Genomic DNA, 18,511 nt, shown 5'->3' on the forward strand with positions numbered 1-18,511 from the left:
AAGAATGAATAAGAAAACAAAACTATCATTATTTATTGCAGCTGCGATCAGCTTATCTGCAATTGCTGGGCAAGAAGTGCATCAAAAAAGAGACAATATAGAAGCTGATGTTGAAGCTTTGCTCTTAAAGTTAACCTTAAAAGAGAAAGTGTCTTTAGTGCATGCCAGCGGTAAGTTTCATATAAATGCCATAGAACGTGTTGGTATTCCAGAAATGTGGTTATCAGATGGTCCACATGGTGTGCGCCATCAAATTGAGCGTCATACATGGGATTCGGCAGGTTGGACTGATGATCACGCTACTTATTTACCGCATTTAACATCTGTGGCTGCAAGCTGGGATCCCGAAATTGCGATATTACATGGCAACGTTTTAGGCAGTGAGGCACGCCATCGCGCAAAAGATTTTATTTTAGGCCCAGGTGTTAACTTAGCGCGTTTACCTTTATATGGCCGTAATTTTGAGTATATGGGCGAAGATCCTATCCTTGCGGCAAAGTTAGCAGTTCCACAAATTAAAGCCATTCAGAAACATGATGTGGCAGCGACGATTAAACATTACGCTTTAAATACGCAAGAGCTTAATCGAACCGGTGTTAATGCAAAACCCGATGAAAGAACATTAAGAGAAGTCTACTTACCCGCATTTGAAGCCGCAGTTAAAGAAGCTGATGTACTTGGCATTATGGGGGCTTATAACGAATATTACGGTACCAATGCTAATCAAAGTAAACATTTAGTCATGGATATTTTAAAAGGAGAGTGGGGTTTTAAAGGTGTTTTATTAACGGATTGGAATGTTGATATTAATACCTATGATGCAGCCATTAATGGCTTAGATTTAGAAATGGGCACAGATGTTGCCAATTATAGTGATTACTTTTTGGCTGATCCTTTATTAAAAATGATTAAATCAGGCAAAGTGCCAGAAGCTGTACTTGATGACAAAGTACGACGTATTTTACGTGTACAACATACCATAGGCATGATGGATAAAAATCGTAAACTAGGTGAGCGTAATATCAAACAACATCAATTAGATGCACGTAAAATTGCCGCTGATGGCGTGGTGCTATTAAAAAATAAAAAAGTAAATAATCAAGCCATTTTACCTTTAGATAAAAATACAATTAAAAACATTCTTGTATTAGGTCCTAATGCTGACAAAAAACATGGTACAGGCGGAGGCTCTTCTGAAGTTAAATCTTTATATGAAATTACACCGTTGCAAGGGCTCAAAAATAAACTTGGAAAAGATGTAAATATACAAGTAATGCGCGCCAGAAGTAGTGTTTTAGCACCGATTGCCAGTGATTATGTGGCAAGTCGTCACTGGACAGGTACGCCGGCTTGGAATATTTCATATTATGATGATAAAGCACGTACAAAATTAAAAAGTGAATCATGGATAGTTGATTCTAAATATCAAGCAATTAATAGTACAACTGAGTCATATATCACTATGAAAGCCAATATAAAATCGCTTAAAACAGGTGAACATGAACTTAAAATAGTATCAAAAGGTGATTTTAAGCTGAAAATAAATGGCAAACTGGTGGTTGAGCACATAAGTCAAAATGGCAGAGTATTTAATAAATCAGTTAATTTAAATGATAACGAAAGTTATGCATTTGAAATTAATTACGATGGTTCTCAATCATTCACTTTAGGTTGGGATGCACCAGGGAGTTTATTTAGTGAAGAAGCGGAGTATTTAGCTGCTGCTAAAAATGCAGATGCAGTTATTTATTTTGGTGGTTTAAGCCATGGTGATGATAGAGAGTCAATCGATCGCCCTGATATGAAATTACCCAATAGCCAAGATGAAATCATAACAAAACTGATACAAGCTAATCCAAAAACTGTGGTATTTATGATTGCAGGTTCAGCGGTTGAAATGCCATGGGCTAAACAAGCAAATAGTATTGTTTGGGGTTGGTACGGCGGCATGGAGGCTGGCAATGCTTTTGCCGATATATTAATGGGAGATATTAATCCAAATGGTAAAATGCCTATTACGCTACCTGAACGCTTAGAGGATACCGCGCCAATTGCACTTGATGATTACAATGAAGTTGAATCACTTTATAAAGAAGGTGTATTCATAGGCTATCGTTGGTTTGAAAAGCAAAATATAAAACCGACGTTTAGTTTTGGTCATGGATTATCTTACAGTACATTTAGCTATAGTGATTTGAAGCTCTCTTCAAAAAATCTAAGTGGAGATGCGAGTTTAACAGTCACAGCAAAAGTGACCAATACAAGTAAAGTAGCCGGTGCAGAAATTGTTCAGCTTTATTTAAACGATAGACAAGCTAGTGTAGAGAGACCTATCAAAGAACTTAAAGGCTTTGATAAAGTCTTTTTACAGCCGGGTGAATCTGAAACAGTGAATATTAAATTAACTAAGCGAGATTTATCATTTTGGGATATCAAAACTAATGATTGGTTAGCTGAATCTGGCGAGTTTGAAGTCATGTTAGGTGCTTCAGTTGATGATATTCGATTGATTGAGCGTTTTAGTTATGTCCAATAAGTAGTAATAGAATAATGAATTGCCATTATTATTTTTAATGATGGCAAAAAATATAATTATTGTAGTGATATTACAAATGACTTCTGCCTTATGAACTTCTAATTAAAGTTATTTATTTAGCTCTTCATTAAGCCATAACTGTGCTTGTTGATGACCCATTTCAAATCCAGAAAATGCTTTAACATTGAGTTTATCGCTTTCACGACGGGCTTCTACATGAGGGGCTAATTTTTTTTTGCTGTCACAGTAATAAACTAAGGCAATGGCTTTTAGTTTACATAAAGATAAGATGCATAATTGCGCTTCATATGAAAACGTATAACTATTGATTTTATTAATTACTAAACCAAAATCCTCCTTAAACTGTGCCATTAAAAAGTTATCAAACTCTTCAAGCATTTCTAAATCTATTTCAATATTGTCGTTAACTGTTATTTCAGCAATATTATTAGAAACAATTCTAATATAACCAAAATTGAACATGTAAGTTGTAATGTGACTTTGTTGCATTGGATTTGGCATACACGCTCTCTTATTTTTATAGGATGATGTACTGAGTGAACAGGCGCTTACTTTCAGTTTAGAAGAGAACATAAAAAGTGCGAGCACAGTTTGCAATAAAATTGTAACCGATAAATATTTATTATTGAGCACATATTTTATTACATTTTTAGGCGTTTACTTTTTAAACTTTCTCATATCAAATAAGTAATAAATTCAAAACAACTATTGAAATATCGCTTACAGGAAAAGAGTAAAATGCAATCAATAATTAAAAAAATATCTTTATATATACCCAAGCCACTTCAAGATGCAGGATTCAGTTGGATTTAGAAGCGCTTTAGGCAAGGCATTGATTGCAGAGAATGGTTATTCCCTTGTCAAAATCAATAACGCAGCATAAAGCGCTTCTAAACCAACCCTGCGGGGACTACTGAGCAAATCATGCTCGTTGTTCCATCTTCTTTTAAGGGAAAAACCATTAATACAAAGATGCGCCTAGATCACGAATTGCTCAGCAGTCCTGAAACTCGCATCTTGAAGTAGCTTGGGTATACACTAGGCTTAATATTCTTCACCTCTATGGCAAGTAGTGCGAAACCTGTGACGGGCTCTGAGTAGGAAGCAGTTGTTGCAACAGCTTATAACTACTTTAATGGCGCAGCAAATGGCGACCAAGCCATGTTATCTAAAGCGTTTGATTTAGAGTTTGGTCATGTAAAAATGCTTAATAAAAATAAGGAAACAGGCAAAGAAACAATAAAAACTGTTGGACTTGAAGAGTTTGCCGGATTTTTTAAAAAAGCAACCAAAGATACGTGGAAAGCAAAAGTGCTATCAGTTGATATTGTTGATAATCAAATGGCGATGGTAAAACTTAATTTTGAAACACCTAAAACCCATTATATTGATTATTTAGTGATGTATAAACGTGAAGATAACTGGAAGATAATTAATAAAACATTTGTAGCAAATAAAAAGTAAAAGTTAGAAGTTATAAATAAACTGATATAAAAAAGCCCACTTTAATTATTAAAGTGGGCTTTTTGTTGCGTCTGTTATATTACCAATCCGCAATTTAGATTATTTACTAATGGTAAATTTTGAAATCAGTTGTGACGTTTCACCTGTAAAGTTAGTCACGACAGATTTTACTTTTAAAGTACTGCCATTAGCATAATCATTTACATTAAATTGTGCGGTTAGTGGCAAGGTATTATCAAAAGAGACTTTAAAAAATTCACTGCCATCAAGACTTATTTCAGTTGTCATTTCTAATACTGGAACAATAGCGCTTTTAACTTTATCAAGTTGATAGCTTAAATTAATATCACCTTGAATTTTATCTTCATTTTTGTAGTTTAATAAACTTAGCAGGCCTAATTGAGTAGGTTTTATTGCTGATTTAGCTTTTAGAATGCGATAACTCAAAGGTGCTAAGTTTATAGCAAGTTTATTTTGAGAGTTTACTTTTATAACTTCATTAGTTGCTGTATCTGAATATATTGCACTTGTTGAATCTAGCTCAGCTTTAATTGCTTCATCTGATGTATTAAATAACACTAAATATTCTACAGGATTGGTTAATTCTACACGTGAAAATGCATATAAACCTGGGCCATCAGTTGTAACAGCTCGGTTATGATGTACACCTTGTCTTAACGCTTTATGAGATTTAAATGTTTTAGCTAATTGTGATAATTCATTAAACAAAGGGTGAGATTCATCAAAGTTTGAATTTGCTGCTGTCAGTTGAGTGCCTAATAAATTATCTTCTGTATAGGTTTTCACTTTTGATGGCATCATATCTTGGCGAGAATCCATATCACCGCCTTTGCCTACAAACCCTTGCTCATCGCCATAATACACAACGGGAATACCACGAGAAAAATACATCAGTGCATGGGCAAGCTTTACTTTTTCAAGTTGTGCCTGCTCGTCTAAAGGCGTTTTAGATTTTGATAAAAAATGTGCAAATCGGCCCATATCATGATTGCCAATAAATGTCGGGTTCATATCTGCACGACTATCACCATCATTATAATGGTCGTCATTATCAAATAAGGTTTTTAACTTATCTGTGCCGGTTTCATTGATAAATACGTCGTAAGTAGCACCCTGAAAACCAAAATCTAAAATGGCAGGCATTTTTCCTTTTGTTGTATAGTGGCTTAATATCTTAACATCGCCACTATAAACCTCACCAAATATGTGGAAGTTTGGTATCTTTAATGATTTAGCATGGTCAATAATCGCGGGAGAAAAGTCAGCCCAAAACTCGGTGTTGACATGTTTTACTGTGTCTACTCTAAAACCATCTGGTTTGAATTCAGTAACAATGTTTTTGAAGATATCTATCATGCCAGATACAACTTCTGGGTTATCGGTATCAACATCATCTAAGCCAGAAAAGTCACCATAGACAGCACTTTCACCTTGCCAAGTAGAATCTCCTTGGTTGTGATAAAACTTAGGATCATTTAACCATTGCGGCACTTTGATAGATTTAGAATGCTCAGGCACTATCACTGTATATTTATCGCCATTTTTAACTTGCTGTTGGCTTTTATATTCACATAAGCCAGAATCTAATGACCATTTACTGCCATCTTCACCATGACATTCTTTAAATTTAATCACGTCAGCTGTATGGTTGGTTATAATATCAAAAAATACTTTCATTCCGCGTTTGTGGGCGGCATCAATAAGGTGTTTTAAATCTTGATTGCTACCTAAATGCGGATCAATTTCTGTAAAATCCAACACCCAGTAGCCGTGATAACCTGCCATATCACCTTGTACAGCTTGGTTTCGTAATATTGGAGTCATCCAAATGGCTGTAATGCCCAAGTTTTCAAGGTAATCGAGTTTATCTTCTAAGCCTTTTATATCTCCACCATGAAAGAACCCTTTACGTTCTGGATTAAAGCCACCGTAAGACTCTGGCTTGGTGATATCACCCATATCGTTACGGGTATCACCATTATAAAATCTATCAGGCATTACAAAATAAAATATGTCGTCACGTACGTCCCGTGTTAAATAATCTGTATTGTATTGTGTTTCACTTTTTTGAACAGTAGCTGTAGCGGAATTATTTTCAGAAGTGTCTTGAGCAGTACAACCAAATAATGCAATTGATAAACTTAAAGCGAGGATTTTTTTATTTTTATATATGTATTGTTTCATTAGTGACTCGTTTTAACCCTAAGATGTCAGTGAATTAACACCACTATAAACAAATTAAGTAAACAAGACTGTACTATGCAAACGTATGCAATAAAGAAATTTGATTTAATAAGGTCAATGCAGCCATAGAAGCTGCATACCTGTTAATTTAGTTGGTATTAGCTAGCAGGGCAATATTTCTCAATAAACGCTTGGTGATCAGGCAGTTGTGCTACTGCATTATCGACAGATGATTTTAATGATGCTAAAAACTGCTTAAATTCGTTATCGCCCATCACTTGAGCTATTTGATGATATTGCTGGGGCATTAAGCCTTGACCAAGCATGACTTGTGTCCAAGAATCGACTCTGAATATATCGCCATCATCTAAAAATACTCGACCAGTTTCTTTGAATAAATCAATTTTATGTTGCAATGATTCTGGTATTTCCATGTTTTTACAATGTTGCCAAAATTGAGAGTCTTCTCTATCGGTGACTTTGTAATGCAGTACTATGAAATCACGAATACTATTGAGCTCACTGGTTAGTTTTGAGTTATATTCATCTATGCCTGTTTTCGTAATGCCATTAAATGGAAATAAGCGCATTAAGCGGATAATGCCAGTCATAATTAAATGTATGCTGGTTGACTCTAACGGCTCAATAAAACCACTTGCAAGACCTAATGCGATACAGTTTTTATTCCAGCCTTTTCTGCGCCTGCCAGTTTTAAACTTTATCACTCTAGGCTCATTAATCGTTTCTCCTTCAATATTACTAAGCAAGGTATCTATGGCTGAATTATCTGATATATAGCGGCTACAAAAAACTAATCCGTTACCTACGCGATGTTGTAAAGGAATGCGCCATTGCCAACCAGAATCATGGGCAATGGAACGCGTATATGGAATAGCTGGGCTGACAGATTTTGTTTGTACTGCCACAGCGCTGTCGCATGGTAACCAATGTGACCAATCTTCGTACCCCGTATGCAGGGCTTTTTCGATTAATAAACCGATAAAACCTGTGCAATCTATAAATAAATCACCTTCAATTACTTGTCCTGATTCAAGTATTAACTCTGAAATATTACCTGAACAAGCATGTTTATTTACTTGAGAAATCTTACCTTCAATCCTATTTACACCTGCGGGATTTGTTTCTGATTTTTCGCAAAAATCTCTTAAATATTTAGCATATAAAGTCGCATCAAGGTGGTACGCAAAATTTAATGGTGTGTGTTGAGATAGCGCGAATTTCCCTGCTTTTGCGGCTTGAAGCTCTAAACAGTAATCACCAAAATCGGAGGCAATGCCTTTTTGTTTGCCATGTAACCAAAAATGATGAAATTCGCCAGCCCAACACTCTTTGCCAGTCATACCAAATGAGTGAATATAGCTATCGTCTTTTTGTCCCCAGTTTTCAAAGCCTATACCTAATTTAAATGTAGCTTGGGTGGCTTTCATAAGCTCTTGTTCATCAATACCTAGTAGTTTATGAAAAGTTCTAATAGGGGGAATGGTCGCTTCACCTACACCAACTGTGCTGATCTCATCAGATTCCACTAATGTAATATCTAGGTTTTTACCTAATAGCTTGCTTAAAGCTGCTGCGCTCATCCAGCCAGCGGTTCCGCCACCAGCAATAACAACTTTTTGTATTTTAGATGTATTCAATTTTCACCTCAATTTTTAGGGGCTTTGTAAACATTAACCTTTTTAACCAACACTCTGTAATTTATTATTTTTAATATGGTTTATGAGTTCTCGATTAGAGGGCAGGGCATTCAGGTATTTTAATTTAGTTTCTTGATTATGGTTAAAATAATGCTGTGCCAATTCAATATTATTAAATGTTTTATTTGTTGGGTATTCAGTCGTTTTAAATCCCATACCATACAGCACATATTGATAACTGGCAGATGGAAATACTTCTTGGTTTTGCACAAAATCATTAATACTTGGCGGCTGATATTGCCATAAAGTCAACAATTCTTTTAGTCGCTCAGGAATACTGTCAGTTGCTTTATTGTCAAGCCAATATTGTGAGTCAGCTCGCTTACTGATCACATAATGTAATTTTAAAAACTCAATTACCCGTTGCCAACGATACTCAAACCTTCCATTAAAGCGTTTAGCTACGATATTCATATGTTCAAAGTTTGTTGGCAGCTCTTCACTGATCATATTGGCTGATAATTCAACTAAAGCAAGCGCAGAGGCCTCTAATGGTTCTAAAAACCCTGATGACATACCTATAGCAACACAGTTTTTATGCCAAAACTTTTCTCTGTGACCTGGTTTAAAGTCTAGTTTACGAATATTTAAGCTTTTGATTTGTTCATTGCTTATTGTTTCACTCAAATAGGCTATAAGTGTTTTTTCTGCTTCAGTATCGCATGTATGTTTGCTTGAATAGGTATAACCTATGCCTCTACGATTTGATAAACCGATATCCCAAACCCAGCCTGCAGCTTGTGCGGTAGAAACTGTTGCAGAGGCAATATCTTCATCGAGCTTTAAGTAGGGGACTTGCACTGCTAAAGCACTATCATTAAAAAGGATATGTTTTTTATCAATGAAAGGGATCTTATAGTGTTTATCAATCAGCAAGGCATTTAACCCACTACAATCAATAAATAAATCTCCAGATATCTTTCCCTGTGTTGCAGTTTCTATATTGGCTATGTATTCATTTTCATCATTATTAATTTGATTAATATGAGCAACAACATGTTTTACACCTAATACCTTAATACAATGTGCTTGCAGCATGTGTGAAAACTTAGCTGCATCTAGATGATAACCATAATTAGTCACTCCAGCATACTCTGGCGTAGAAGCTTGTTTTGGCGCTAACCCTTGGTGACAAATATGGCTTTGCATATTGATAGTATCTGCAAAAGGCTTATCTGTACCCAATTGTTGCCATGCATGCTGTAAATTAACTTGAGTGTAACCCTCTGGAGTCATAAATGGGTGGTAATACACATCATACTTCTTTGTGCCTTGCCAGTTCACAAATTTAGAACCTTGTTTAAAAGATGCATTACATTGCGTTATAAAATCAGACTCTTTAATGCCTATTTTGTCTAATGTATTGCGCATAGATGGCCAAGTACCTTCACCTACGCCTATGGACTTTATTTCGGGAGATTCAATTAAAGTGATATTAATGGCATTATCTCTTTTTAAATGATGTTCAGCTGCAAGTAAACCTGCAGTGATCCAACCTGCGGAACCACCGCCAACTATGACAATATTTTTAATGGGTTTATTCATATAACTGACTCTCATTAAATTTAACCGAAAAAGCCGCTGAATGAGTTTAATTCAGCGGCTTAGCTAGGGTTTGTTAGCTATTTATTCTTAAAATGAGTAGCGAGCACCTAGCGCATAACGTGCACCTAATTGTTCTAGGTTCCACATTTGGGCTGTTGTTCTGCCATGGCTTCTGCTGTTTTCTTCTGTAATATTAATACCTTCAAAGAATACTGATAGCTTTTCATTCACGTTATAAGAGACGTTAAAGTCAATTTGTGAATATGACTCGATAAATTCAGGTTCGTTTTGGTAACGGGCACCATTTGCTAAAAAGTCATCTCGCCAGTTGTAAGCAATACGCGCTTGGAATTCATCGTTTTCATACATTAACACTAAGTTTGCAGTATCGCTTAAGCCTACTAATGCAAATTGTGTCACACTTGTTGGTGCATTGACGTCAAAACCTATATCACCATTAACAGTAGTATAGTTAGCTTGGAAGCCAAAACCTGTTTCACCAAAGAAGTGCTGAACAGCTAATTCAAAACCATCAATTTTAGCTTCTTTGTTGTTGACAGGTGTTTGGCCAACAAAATCCATTAATGGATCATCACTGTTTGGAAGTACATCGTATGCTGCTTCAAATTCTTCATAACTCATAGAGTCAAATGCAACACCATTTTCAGTAGCTGCTACCATTTGGAATAAGTTTGAATCAGTGATAGGTAAACCCATAGATTCAAGTTCAGCGATAGCCGCTTGTGCGCGAGGACCAGAAGTCGCATCTCTTAATCCGTAAAAGTTTTGCGTAACCGGCTCAATACCAATAAAGTTTTCAACATTCTTTTGGTAGTAACCTGCAGATACATAACTTGTATCATCAAAATACCATTCTAAAGACAGGTCGATATTATCTGATTCAAGTGGGATTAAGCTTGGGTTACCTGTACTTGCTGTTGCAGGAGATGCTCCTGGAATAAGCGTTGGTGCACCTGGACCGCTCACTGTTGCTGCAGAACTTAAATCGTTATAAGTTGGACGAGCAATTGTTTTACTATAAGAAAAACGAGCTTTAACATCATCAACAACTTCAATATCAAAATCTAGATTTGGTAGGAAGTGATCATAGCTATTATCAAGTGAGAAATTCTCTTTAGATGATCCAAATCTTACATTAAAGTCATTATTACCTTCCCATGCAACTGCGTTAGGTAAGTCAATATTAGCTGTAGAAGTGCTGTCGGTGCTTTCATAGCGTAAACCTGCAATAATATTGTAAGCGTGACCATTAAAATCACCTGAATAACTATATTGTGCAAAAGCAGCCGTGATATCTTCTTTTATCGTACGGTTTGTAGCATATGCGCCATCAGCAGCAAAATCAAAGCCATATTCGCCAGCTGCCCATTTACCTAATTGAGATGCACTACCAGTAAAGCCTTGGCTAAATCCGCCCTTGGTATCAAAATCATCAAATTCAGCTAACATATCAACAGGTGTCAGGTAACCATCAGGGATCTCACCAGGATTTTCAACACCCCAGTTACCCATAGTATGTCGCGTTAATGATTGTAATGAATGACTTTCCATAGAACGAGATTCAATACCAAAATTAATGCTGCTATCTTCAAAGTCATATTGTGCTTCTAAACGTACTTGCGTGATATCAGTTCTTTGTGATGCATAGTTCATATCTAAAATTGAACTACCGACATCTGATGCATCTAAAGTATTGTTACAATTTAGATTAGTACGCGCACAATCATCAAAATCAACATACATAGTCGGTAGTTTTGTTGTGTAATCAACGCCTTGACCTTTGGCTATATTTGCGCCCATACCAAAGTTTACCCAGCTGCCATAACCTGCATCAGGAGCGGCTTCAGAAGATGAGTCGTGAGCATCAAATACAATCGTTAAATAATCAGATGCTTCATACTCTAAGTTAAAACCAATTGATTTGTTTTCATTAACTTGATTGAGTTCTTGAACCGCTAAACCTAAATCACGTGGTAATTGTTCACGACGCTCTTCATTATACAAAACAGGCGTTTTAACTGTGTTATCGTCAAAAGTGAGTGAACTTTTATACGTATCCATCCAGATAGACTGCTCAGCCCTTTGCTCGTTTAAATCTTGCTTTGAATAGGTGTAATCAAGCGTTGTTGTTATAGAATCTGCTGGGCGAAATTGAAAAGTAAACTGGGCATTAGTACGTGTACGTTCTCTATCTGCAATTGTATAACGCAAATCTGAAGGCATAGAATACATTTGGCCAATTGCAGGACTATTATTTATGATAACAGGAGCGCCAGATTCTGGTTCTGTGGGTTGTTGTGCAATTGAGCCATCAAATTCAGATGTACGCCATTGGTTAGTGTACGCACCTACGGTACCACTGCTACGTTTTTGCATGCTTGCTGTAACTGATACGCCAAATACTTCCTCTTCGTCAGTCCAGCTTAATAAACCAGACACTTCAGGGGTAACATCATCGCCTACACGATTGGTTGTATCATATTGTGCTTTAGCGCCAAAACTGGCTTGTAAACCTGGGTTATCAAGTGGTTTAGATGTATTTATATTGATTGTTGCACCAATACCACCTGTTGCGATATTTGCTTTGCCTGTTTTATATACTTCAACAGATTTAATACTATCTGAAGCAAGATTAGCAAAATCAAAAGCACGAGAGTTTGGTGAACCACCACCACCAGGTAACGAAGCTGCTGGCATGGCGCGGCCATTTAAAGTCACCATATTAAAGTTAGGACCAAAACCACGTACTGTGACTTGTGAACCTTCACCATTTGAACGGTTAATAGATACACCTGTAATACGTTGTAATGATTCAGCTAAGTTAGTATCAGGGAATTTACCAATATCTTCAGCTGAAATCGCATCAACAACCCCCGCAGAATCTCTTTTAAGTCTAGTTGACTCTTTAATACTTGAGCGCATACCCGTTACTGCGATGACTTCAATATCTTCAACTGATTTTTCGTCTGCTGCATATGCCGGAGTGAACGATACGGCGCTTAAAATAAGTGATAAGCTGGTTGCCAACTTGGTTTTACTAAAAATTTGATGCTTCATATAAATCCCCTGATTTAATTTTATTATAGGTCATATTGCAAAATTAATTGTAAGCGCTTTCATTTGTAGTTGTTTAAATCTGCACGTAACTTGTAAGCGCTTACATAAAGTTAATTTAAATTGTTACTTACGTCAATTAAAAATTTACGATTTAGTTACATTTTGCTTCTTTGTGTTTCTCTTTTTTTATCTTAAATGGTTGTATTTGATTGTTAATTTCTTGATTTATATTTGAGTATATTTTTTGTTCTTTTATTGATTTTCCGTTAAATCGTTCTGAAATAGGCTCTGATAATTTAATATTTATGGAGTCAGTATAAAAAAATCCACTTTATTTTGTGTAAGCGCTTTCATTTTTGGTTGCGATGGTAAATACTTCCTTTTTTAGTTTGGTAGGGATGAATAGAATGATTAAAAATAAAACGCTCATGCAAACACCACTGTCGATAAAAGAGAAAATGGGATACGCCGCTGGCGATGTTGCATCAAATTTTTATTGGCGCATCTTTGATGTGTTTTTATTTATATTTTACACCGATATATTTGGTTTATCTGCTGCAGCTGTCGGCACTATGATGCTAGTGACCCGATTAATTGATGCTTTTACAGATCCATTAATGGGTGCGATGGCTGATAGAACAGATACACGATATGGCAAGTTTAGACCGTATTTATTATGGGGTATTTTACCAATATGTGCTGCGGGTATATTGACCTTTACTGTGCCTGACTTTGATGAATCAGGGAAACTACTTTGGGCATATGGTACTTATATCTTTATGATGTTGGCTTATACATTTATAAATGTGCCATATGGTGCTTTATTAGGGGTTGTAACAGCAAATACGCAAGAGCGAACCACATTAACCAGTTTTAGGTTTATTGGTGCTTTTTCTGGCGGTACTTTAGTGGCGTATTTAACGCCTGAATTGGTTAGTTATTTTAGTGAAGTATTTGGTGCTGGTAATGAGGTTATTGGCTGGCAATGCACTATGGGTTTATATGGTTTCATATCGGCTATTTTATTTAGTATTACATTTTTCACAACGAAAGAACGTATTTCCCCACCTAAAGATCAAAAAACACCTATTGTCCAAGATATTAAAGACTTGTTGAATAATAAGCCTTGGCTAGTTTTATTTTCACTGGCATTAATCATTATGCTAACCATTACATTACGTGGCAGTGCGGGGACTTTTTATTTTAAGTATTATGCCGGGCGAGAAGATTTAATTGGTAGTTTCGCTATGGCTTATATGTTGTCTCTTGCTTTTGGGGCTGCCGCAACACCATTGTTAACAAGATATTTTGATAAAACTAGGTTGTTACAATATTTGATGCTGATTGTTGGTTTGTTATCTATTTTTTTTTATTTTGTGCCCAAAGATAACTTATTTTTAATGTTTAGCTTGCAGATATTAATTGGTTTGGCATTAGGCCCAAAATCTCCTTTGGTATTTTCTATGTATGCAGATACCGCTGATTATTCACAATGGCAAACAGGTCGTCGTGCAACAGCGATGATTTTTTCTGCCGCAGCATTTGCACAAAAACTAGGAGGCGCACTCGCTGGAGGTTTGATGGGCTGGTTATTAGCCTCAATGGGTTATGAGGCAAATCAAATACAATCAGGAGATTCCATGCAGGGCATTGTTTTATTAATGACTTTGATCCCTGGTGTTTTTGCATTGATTGCAGTTTTTATTATTCGTTTATATCCACTTAAAAATGAACAAATGTTAGCAGTACAAAATGCATTAAATACTAAATTAAGGAGTGAAGATGTCGTTTGTTGAACAAAAGTTAAAAATGTCACCGCAATATAAAGTGCAATTAGACTCCCCACTTAGTATGCCTAATGCAGGCGGTTTCTTGTGGAATAGTAAAATGATGATTCAGATGAACTGCAGAGGTTATGCTGTTTCACAGTTTATGCAGCCTGAGCCTGCTAAATATTCAAATGGGCCAAATAATGAAGCCAAAACATTTATGCAACCCGAGCATCATTATTATACACATCATCCGGGTAGATTTTTTTATATAAAAGATGAATCAAGCAATGAATTATTTTCTGTGCCTTATGAACCGGTTAGAAGCAAGTTAGAACAATTCAGCTTCATTGTAACCGCCAGTGAAGTATTATGGACAATTAAGCAAAATGGTTTAGAAATTACTTTGGTGTTGAGCTTAACTAAAAATGATGTCGTAGAGCTTTGGCAACTGAGAGTTAAAAACCTAACAGATATAAAAAGAAATATTAGCATATATCCTTATTTTTCTATTGGTTATATGTCGTGGATGAATCAATCAGCAGTATTTAATGAAAAACTCAATGGCATTATTGCATCAAGTATTACGCCATATCAAAAAGTTGAAGATCATTTCAAACAACAAAATTTCAAAGACAAAACCTATTTAATTGCAGATATTAAACCAACAGCTTGGTGTGCTAATCAAAATAGCTTTGAAGGTGAGGGTGGCTTACATAATCCAGATGCGATTCAACAAGTAAACTTAGATAATTCAAACGCAGTATATGAAACACCCTTAGCAGCTTTACAGTATTCAATAGAGTTAAATGCTCAGGGAGAAAAGTCATTTAAATTTATATTTGGACCAGCTGAACATGAAGATGAAATCGCAGCAATAAAACACAAGGTTTTTGAGCAACCATCTTCATTTGACACACAGAAAAAATTATATTTAGATTATATTAATCAAGCAAAAGGCTGTATTGATATTGAAACGCCAGATAGTTCTTTTAATGAATTTATAAACCATTGGCTGCCTAGGCAAATGTTCTATCATGGTGATGTAAATAGATTAAGCACAGATCCTCAAACACGTAATTACCTGCAAGACGCAATGGGCATGTGTTACATAGACCCAAGTTATACGAGAAAGGCATTTATTACTGCTTTATCACAACAAACAATTAATGGCGAAATGCCAGATGGTATTTTACTGCATCCAGATGCCAAGCTTAAATATATCAACCAAATCCCCCATGCTGATCATAGTGTTTGGCTACCTATTTGTTTATTAGCTTATTTAGATGAAACAAATGATTATAACTTATTGAATGAACTAGTTGGATTTGCTAATAGTGAAGAGTTACTTACAGTTAAGGTGCATATAGATTTGGCTATGCAGTATTTATTAAATCAAACAGATGAACGGGGTTTGAGTTTTATAGCACAAGGAGATTGGTGCGATCCCATGAATATGGTGGGCTTTAAAGGTAAAGGCGTATCGGCTTGGTTATCTATGGCAACTGCTTATGCATTAAATACTTGGTGTGATATTTGTGAAGATCTCAAAGAGGTTAATCAAAGCCAGGTAAATGAGTTTAGATATGCAGCTAAAGCTATCAATAACGCAACTAATCAGTATTTTTGGGATGGGCAGTGGTTTGCCAGAGGCATAACCGACGATAACGTAACTTTTGGTATTAATTCAGACGTAGAAGGGCGTATTTTTATTAATCCTCAAAGTTGGGCTATGCTAAGCGGTACCGCAGATGATGAACAAATAAATAAGATAATAACTCAAGTTAATAAACAGCTGATGACGCCATATGGTGTCATGATGTTAGCGCCTAGTTATACAAAAATGCGTAATGATGTTGGACGCATTACCCAAAAGTCACCTGGCGTTGCAGAAAATGGTTCGGTATATAATCATGCCGCTATTTTTTATGCGTTTAGTTTGTATTCACAAGGTCAAGCTGATTTAGCATTTGATGTATTGATGAAAATGCTGCCAAGTGAAACTGATGAAACTAAACGCGGGCAGTTGCCTATTTTTATTCCTAATTATTACCGTGGTGCATATTATCAACTTCCACAAATGGCAGGTCGCTCTAGTCAATTATTTAATACAGGCACAGTTGCTTGGTTTTATCGCTGTTTAATTGAAGGATTATGCGGATTAAAAGGTGATAAAGGAGATTTAGTTGTACAACCTCAATTACCTAAGCATTGGCCTAATATTAAGGTGATACGTCATTTTCAGGGAGCTGTGTTTAATGTTGAAATAATACAATCGCATACAGTGCTAGAAACTAAGTTAGTTTTAGATAGCATTGAGCTAGCGACTAATAAAATTACAAATATTGCTGAGGGTAAACAGCATAAATTAATAGTCATAACGCCTTACCTTGTTAATGAGAATCAGAATAAAAAGGATGCTAGTGATGACTAAGTTAATGGGAATACATCCAAAACTAATCATAGTGATGGGTGTCAGTGGTTGTGGAAAATCAACAATAGCGCAAGAAATCGCACAGAATCTGTGTATGTCATTTATAGATGCTGACGACTTTCACTTAAGTGAAGCTAAATCACTTATGTCTGAGGGGGTGCCTTTAACAGATGCCATGAGAGTACCTTGGATTAATAAAATAAAAAAATATTTAGCAGATAGTCATTCAAATGATCATGGTGTCGTTTTGGCATTCTCAGGATTAAAAAAACACCACCGTAATATGTTTAGGATGCTGAATTTTGATATTTGTTACTTCCATTTATACGCGCCTTTTAAAGATATTCACCATAGATTAGATAAACGCAAAAACCATTTTTTTTGTAGTAAATTATTAGCAAGTCAATATGCAGCATTAGAATCAACAATTAATGAATCGGATGTCACTTTAATCGATGCTAATTTATCGATCGCAAAGACTGTAGAGACAATTCAGGTCAAGTTATTGGAGGGAGAATATGCTGTATCAAATTTTTAAAAAATACACTTTTATATGTTTTATAGTGTCATTTCAGGCCATCGCATTAGAAGCAATAAATACCAAAGAGCTGATAACTATCAATGGTATCGCTGATGAATCGAGTTGGGATAAAGCTAAGTGGTATCCATTAAATCAACATATACTGGGAAAATTGCCCACAAAAGATGATTTTAGTGGTCGATTTAAACTGATGTGGAATGATAAAAAATTATTTTTATTAGCTGAAATAACAGATGATATTTTATTTGATCAACATAGCGATCCTAAACACTTTTATTGGGATGATGATTGTTTAGAAGTATTTATAGATGAAGATAAATCAGGCGGAAATCATCAGTTTAATTACAATGCGTTTGCCTACCATATTGCTCTGGATAACCAAGTTGTCGATATAGGAAAGAATCATCGTGATGGCACTACAAACTTTGTATTACTCAATGATCATATAAAAAGTAAGTGGCAAAGGGGCAAAGTAGCACCTCATAAAATGACTTGGGAGTTAGCAATTGATATTTACAATGATAAATACAGTGACAACACAGCCATAAAGCCAGTTGAACTTGAGTTAGGTAAAGAGTTAGGTTTTATGTTGGCTTATTGTGATAATGATGGCAGCAAAGAACGTGAACACTTTATGGGTTCGACTAAAATAAAACCTAAAAATGGTGATAAAAACTTAGGTTATATTACTGCTGATGTATTTGATTCACTCATACTAGTTAAATAGCTTGGATAAGTGCTTACTGCATGTTTAGTGAGCACTTAAAATTATGTGAGTAGTTTAAGATTTATACACTTTTAAAATACTACAAAAAAACAACATTTCAATTAAAGTAAACCTGTTATTATTCTGCAAAATTTTTAGTTTAAATAAGATAAATGAACAAAACACAACTAATAGCAAAAATTGCTAAAGATGCAGATATCACTAAAGTACAAGCAAAACAGTTTTATGATGCTTTTGTTGCCACTATCACTAAGCAACTATATGAAAGTGAAATAGTACAATTGACAGGTTTTGGTAATTTTTCAATTAATTATCGTCCAGAGCGCCAGGGTCGTAATCCTCAAACTGGGGAGTCAATGACAATTCCAGGTTCGCATGTGCCAGTTTTTAAACCGAGTAAAGCATTAAAAGAGTTATGTAACGGTTAAATTTTAATAGTTTTTACACTGTATTAAAAAAGCGAAGTTTAACTT

At 35.6% G+C, this 18,511-nt stretch carries 11 protein-coding genes and 1 pseudogene; 7 read left to right on the forward strand and 5 right to left on the reverse strand.

What is annotated here, in order from left to right:
• Window positions 1-4: 4 nt before the first annotated feature.
• Entirely contained in the window at window positions 5-2,536 is a 2,532-nt protein-coding gene (locus tag PSA_RS09305) for a glycoside hydrolase family 3 C-terminal domain-containing protein (RefSeq protein ID WP_082305686.1), read from the forward strand.
• Window positions 2,537-2,644: 108 nt separating this feature from the next.
• On the opposite strand, the gene PSA_RS09310 is transcribed toward PSA_RS09305, so the two are convergent.
• Window positions 2,645-3,058, reverse strand: a complete 414-nt coding sequence (locus PSA_RS09310; protein ID WP_082305687.1) for a hypothetical protein — start codon at window positions 3,056-3,058, stop codon at window positions 2,645-2,647.
• Window positions 3,059-3,670: 612 nt separating this feature from the next.
• On the opposite strand from PSA_RS09310, the pseudogene PSA_RS09315 reads away from it, so the two are divergent.
• Window positions 3,671-4,021: pseudogene (locus PSA_RS09315) on the forward strand (nuclear transport factor 2 family protein); the annotation flags it as partial.
• A gap of 99 nt (window positions 4,022-4,120) precedes the next feature.
• Here PSA_RS09315 and PSA_RS09320 read toward each other — a convergent pair.
• The 4 genes from PSA_RS09320 to PSA_RS09335 form a co-directional block, all read right to left on the reverse strand.
• Window positions 4,121-6,226: an alpha-amylase family glycosyl hydrolase gene (locus PSA_RS09320; protein ID WP_042144746.1), complete on the reverse strand. Its 2,106-nt coding sequence runs from the start codon at window positions 6,224-6,226 to the stop codon at window positions 4,121-4,123.
• A gap of 158 nt (window positions 6,227-6,384) precedes the next feature.
• Complete coding sequence (locus tag PSA_RS09325; protein ID WP_042144749.1) at window positions 6,385-7,884, reverse strand: tryptophan halogenase family protein; 1,500 nt, start codon at window positions 7,882-7,884, stop codon at window positions 6,385-6,387.
• A 42-nt stretch (window positions 7,885-7,926) separates the two neighbouring features.
• Entirely contained in the window at window positions 7,927-9,489 is a 1,563-nt protein-coding gene (locus tag PSA_RS09330; RefSeq protein WP_042144751.1) for a tryptophan halogenase family protein, read from the reverse strand.
• A gap of 87 nt (window positions 9,490-9,576) precedes the next feature.
• Window positions 9,577-12,567, reverse strand: coding sequence for a TonB-dependent receptor (locus PSA_RS09335; RefSeq protein ID WP_042144753.1), 2,991 nt, complete (start codon window positions 12,565-12,567; stop codon window positions 9,577-9,579).
• A 407-nt stretch (window positions 12,568-12,974) separates the two neighbouring features.
• Here PSA_RS09335 and PSA_RS09340 point away from each other — a divergent pair, with 407 nt between their 5' ends.
• The 5 genes from PSA_RS09340 to PSA_RS09360 all read left to right on the forward strand — a co-directional run bounded on the left by PSA_RS09340 (window position 12,975) and on the right by PSA_RS09360 (window position 18,466).
• Window positions 12,975-14,363, forward strand: coding sequence for an MFS transporter (locus PSA_RS09340; protein ID WP_042144755.1), 1,389 nt, complete (start codon window positions 12,975-12,977; stop codon window positions 14,361-14,363).
• Window positions 14,350-16,770: a GH36-type glycosyl hydrolase domain-containing protein gene (locus PSA_RS09345; RefSeq protein WP_197276818.1), complete on the forward strand. Its 2,421-nt coding sequence runs from the start codon at window positions 14,350-14,352 to the stop codon at window positions 16,768-16,770. Before PSA_RS09340 ends, PSA_RS09345 begins: the two co-directional genes overlap by 14 nt.
• Entirely contained in the window at window positions 16,763-17,308 is a 546-nt protein-coding gene (locus tag PSA_RS09350; protein ID WP_052379945.1) for a gluconokinase, read from the forward strand. The genes PSA_RS09345 and PSA_RS09350 overlap by 8 nt, the downstream gene beginning before the upstream one ends.
• Window positions 17,289-18,038 carry a sugar-binding protein gene (locus tag PSA_RS09355; protein ID WP_042144757.1) on the forward strand — a complete coding sequence of 250 codons (750 nt, stop codon included), beginning with the start codon at window positions 17,289-17,291 and terminating at the stop codon, window positions 18,036-18,038. Before PSA_RS09350 ends, PSA_RS09355 begins: the two co-directional genes overlap by 20 nt.
• Window positions 18,039-18,190: 152 nt before the next feature.
• Window positions 18,191-18,466 carry an HU family DNA-binding protein gene (locus PSA_RS09360; RefSeq protein ID WP_042144759.1) on the forward strand — a complete coding sequence of 92 codons (276 nt, stop codon included), beginning with the start codon at window positions 18,191-18,193 and terminating at the stop codon, window positions 18,464-18,466.
• The last annotated feature ends 45 nt before the right edge of the window (window positions 18,467-18,511 follow it).

The sequence above is a fragment of the Pseudoalteromonas sp. '520P1 No. 423' genome, from assembly GCF_001269985.1.
Classification (GTDB): domain Bacteria; phylum Pseudomonadota; class Gammaproteobacteria; order Enterobacterales; family Alteromonadaceae; genus Pseudoalteromonas.

Bases quoted from the DNA above. Each gene is read 5' to 3' on its own strand.
- PSA_RS09305 (WP_082305686.1), top strand. From the start codon at position 5: ATGAATAAGAAAACAAAACTATCATTATTTATTGCAGCTGCGATCAGC.
- PSA_RS09310 (WP_082305687.1), bottom strand. From the start codon at position 3,058: ATGCCAAATCCAATGCAACAAAGTCACATTACAACTTACATGTTCAAT.
- PSA_RS09320 (WP_042144746.1), bottom strand. From the start codon at position 6,226: ATGAAACAATACATATATAAAAATAAAAAAATCCTCGCTTTAAGTTTA.
- PSA_RS09330 (WP_042144751.1), bottom strand. From the start codon at position 9,489: ATGAATAAACCCATTAAAAATATTGTCATAGTTGGCGGTGGTTCCGCA.
- PSA_RS09335 (WP_042144753.1), bottom strand. From the start codon at position 12,567: ATGAAGCATCAAATTTTTAGTAAAACCAAGTTGGCAACCAGCTTATCA.
- PSA_RS09340 (WP_042144755.1), top strand. From the start codon at position 12,975: ATGATTAAAAATAAAACGCTCATGCAAACACCACTGTCGATAAAAGAG.
- PSA_RS09345 (WP_197276818.1), top strand. From the start codon at position 14,350: ATGTCGTTTGTTGAACAAAAGTTAAAAATGTCACCGCAATATAAAGTG.
- PSA_RS09350 (WP_052379945.1), top strand. From the start codon at position 16,763: ATGACTAAGTTAATGGGAATACATCCAAAACTAATCATAGTGATGGGT.
- PSA_RS09355 (WP_042144757.1), top strand. From the start codon at position 17,289: ATGCTGTATCAAATTTTTAAAAAATACACTTTTATATGTTTTATAGTG.
- PSA_RS09360 (WP_042144759.1), top strand. From the start codon at position 18,191: ATGAACAAAACACAACTAATAGCAAAAATTGCTAAAGATGCAGATATC.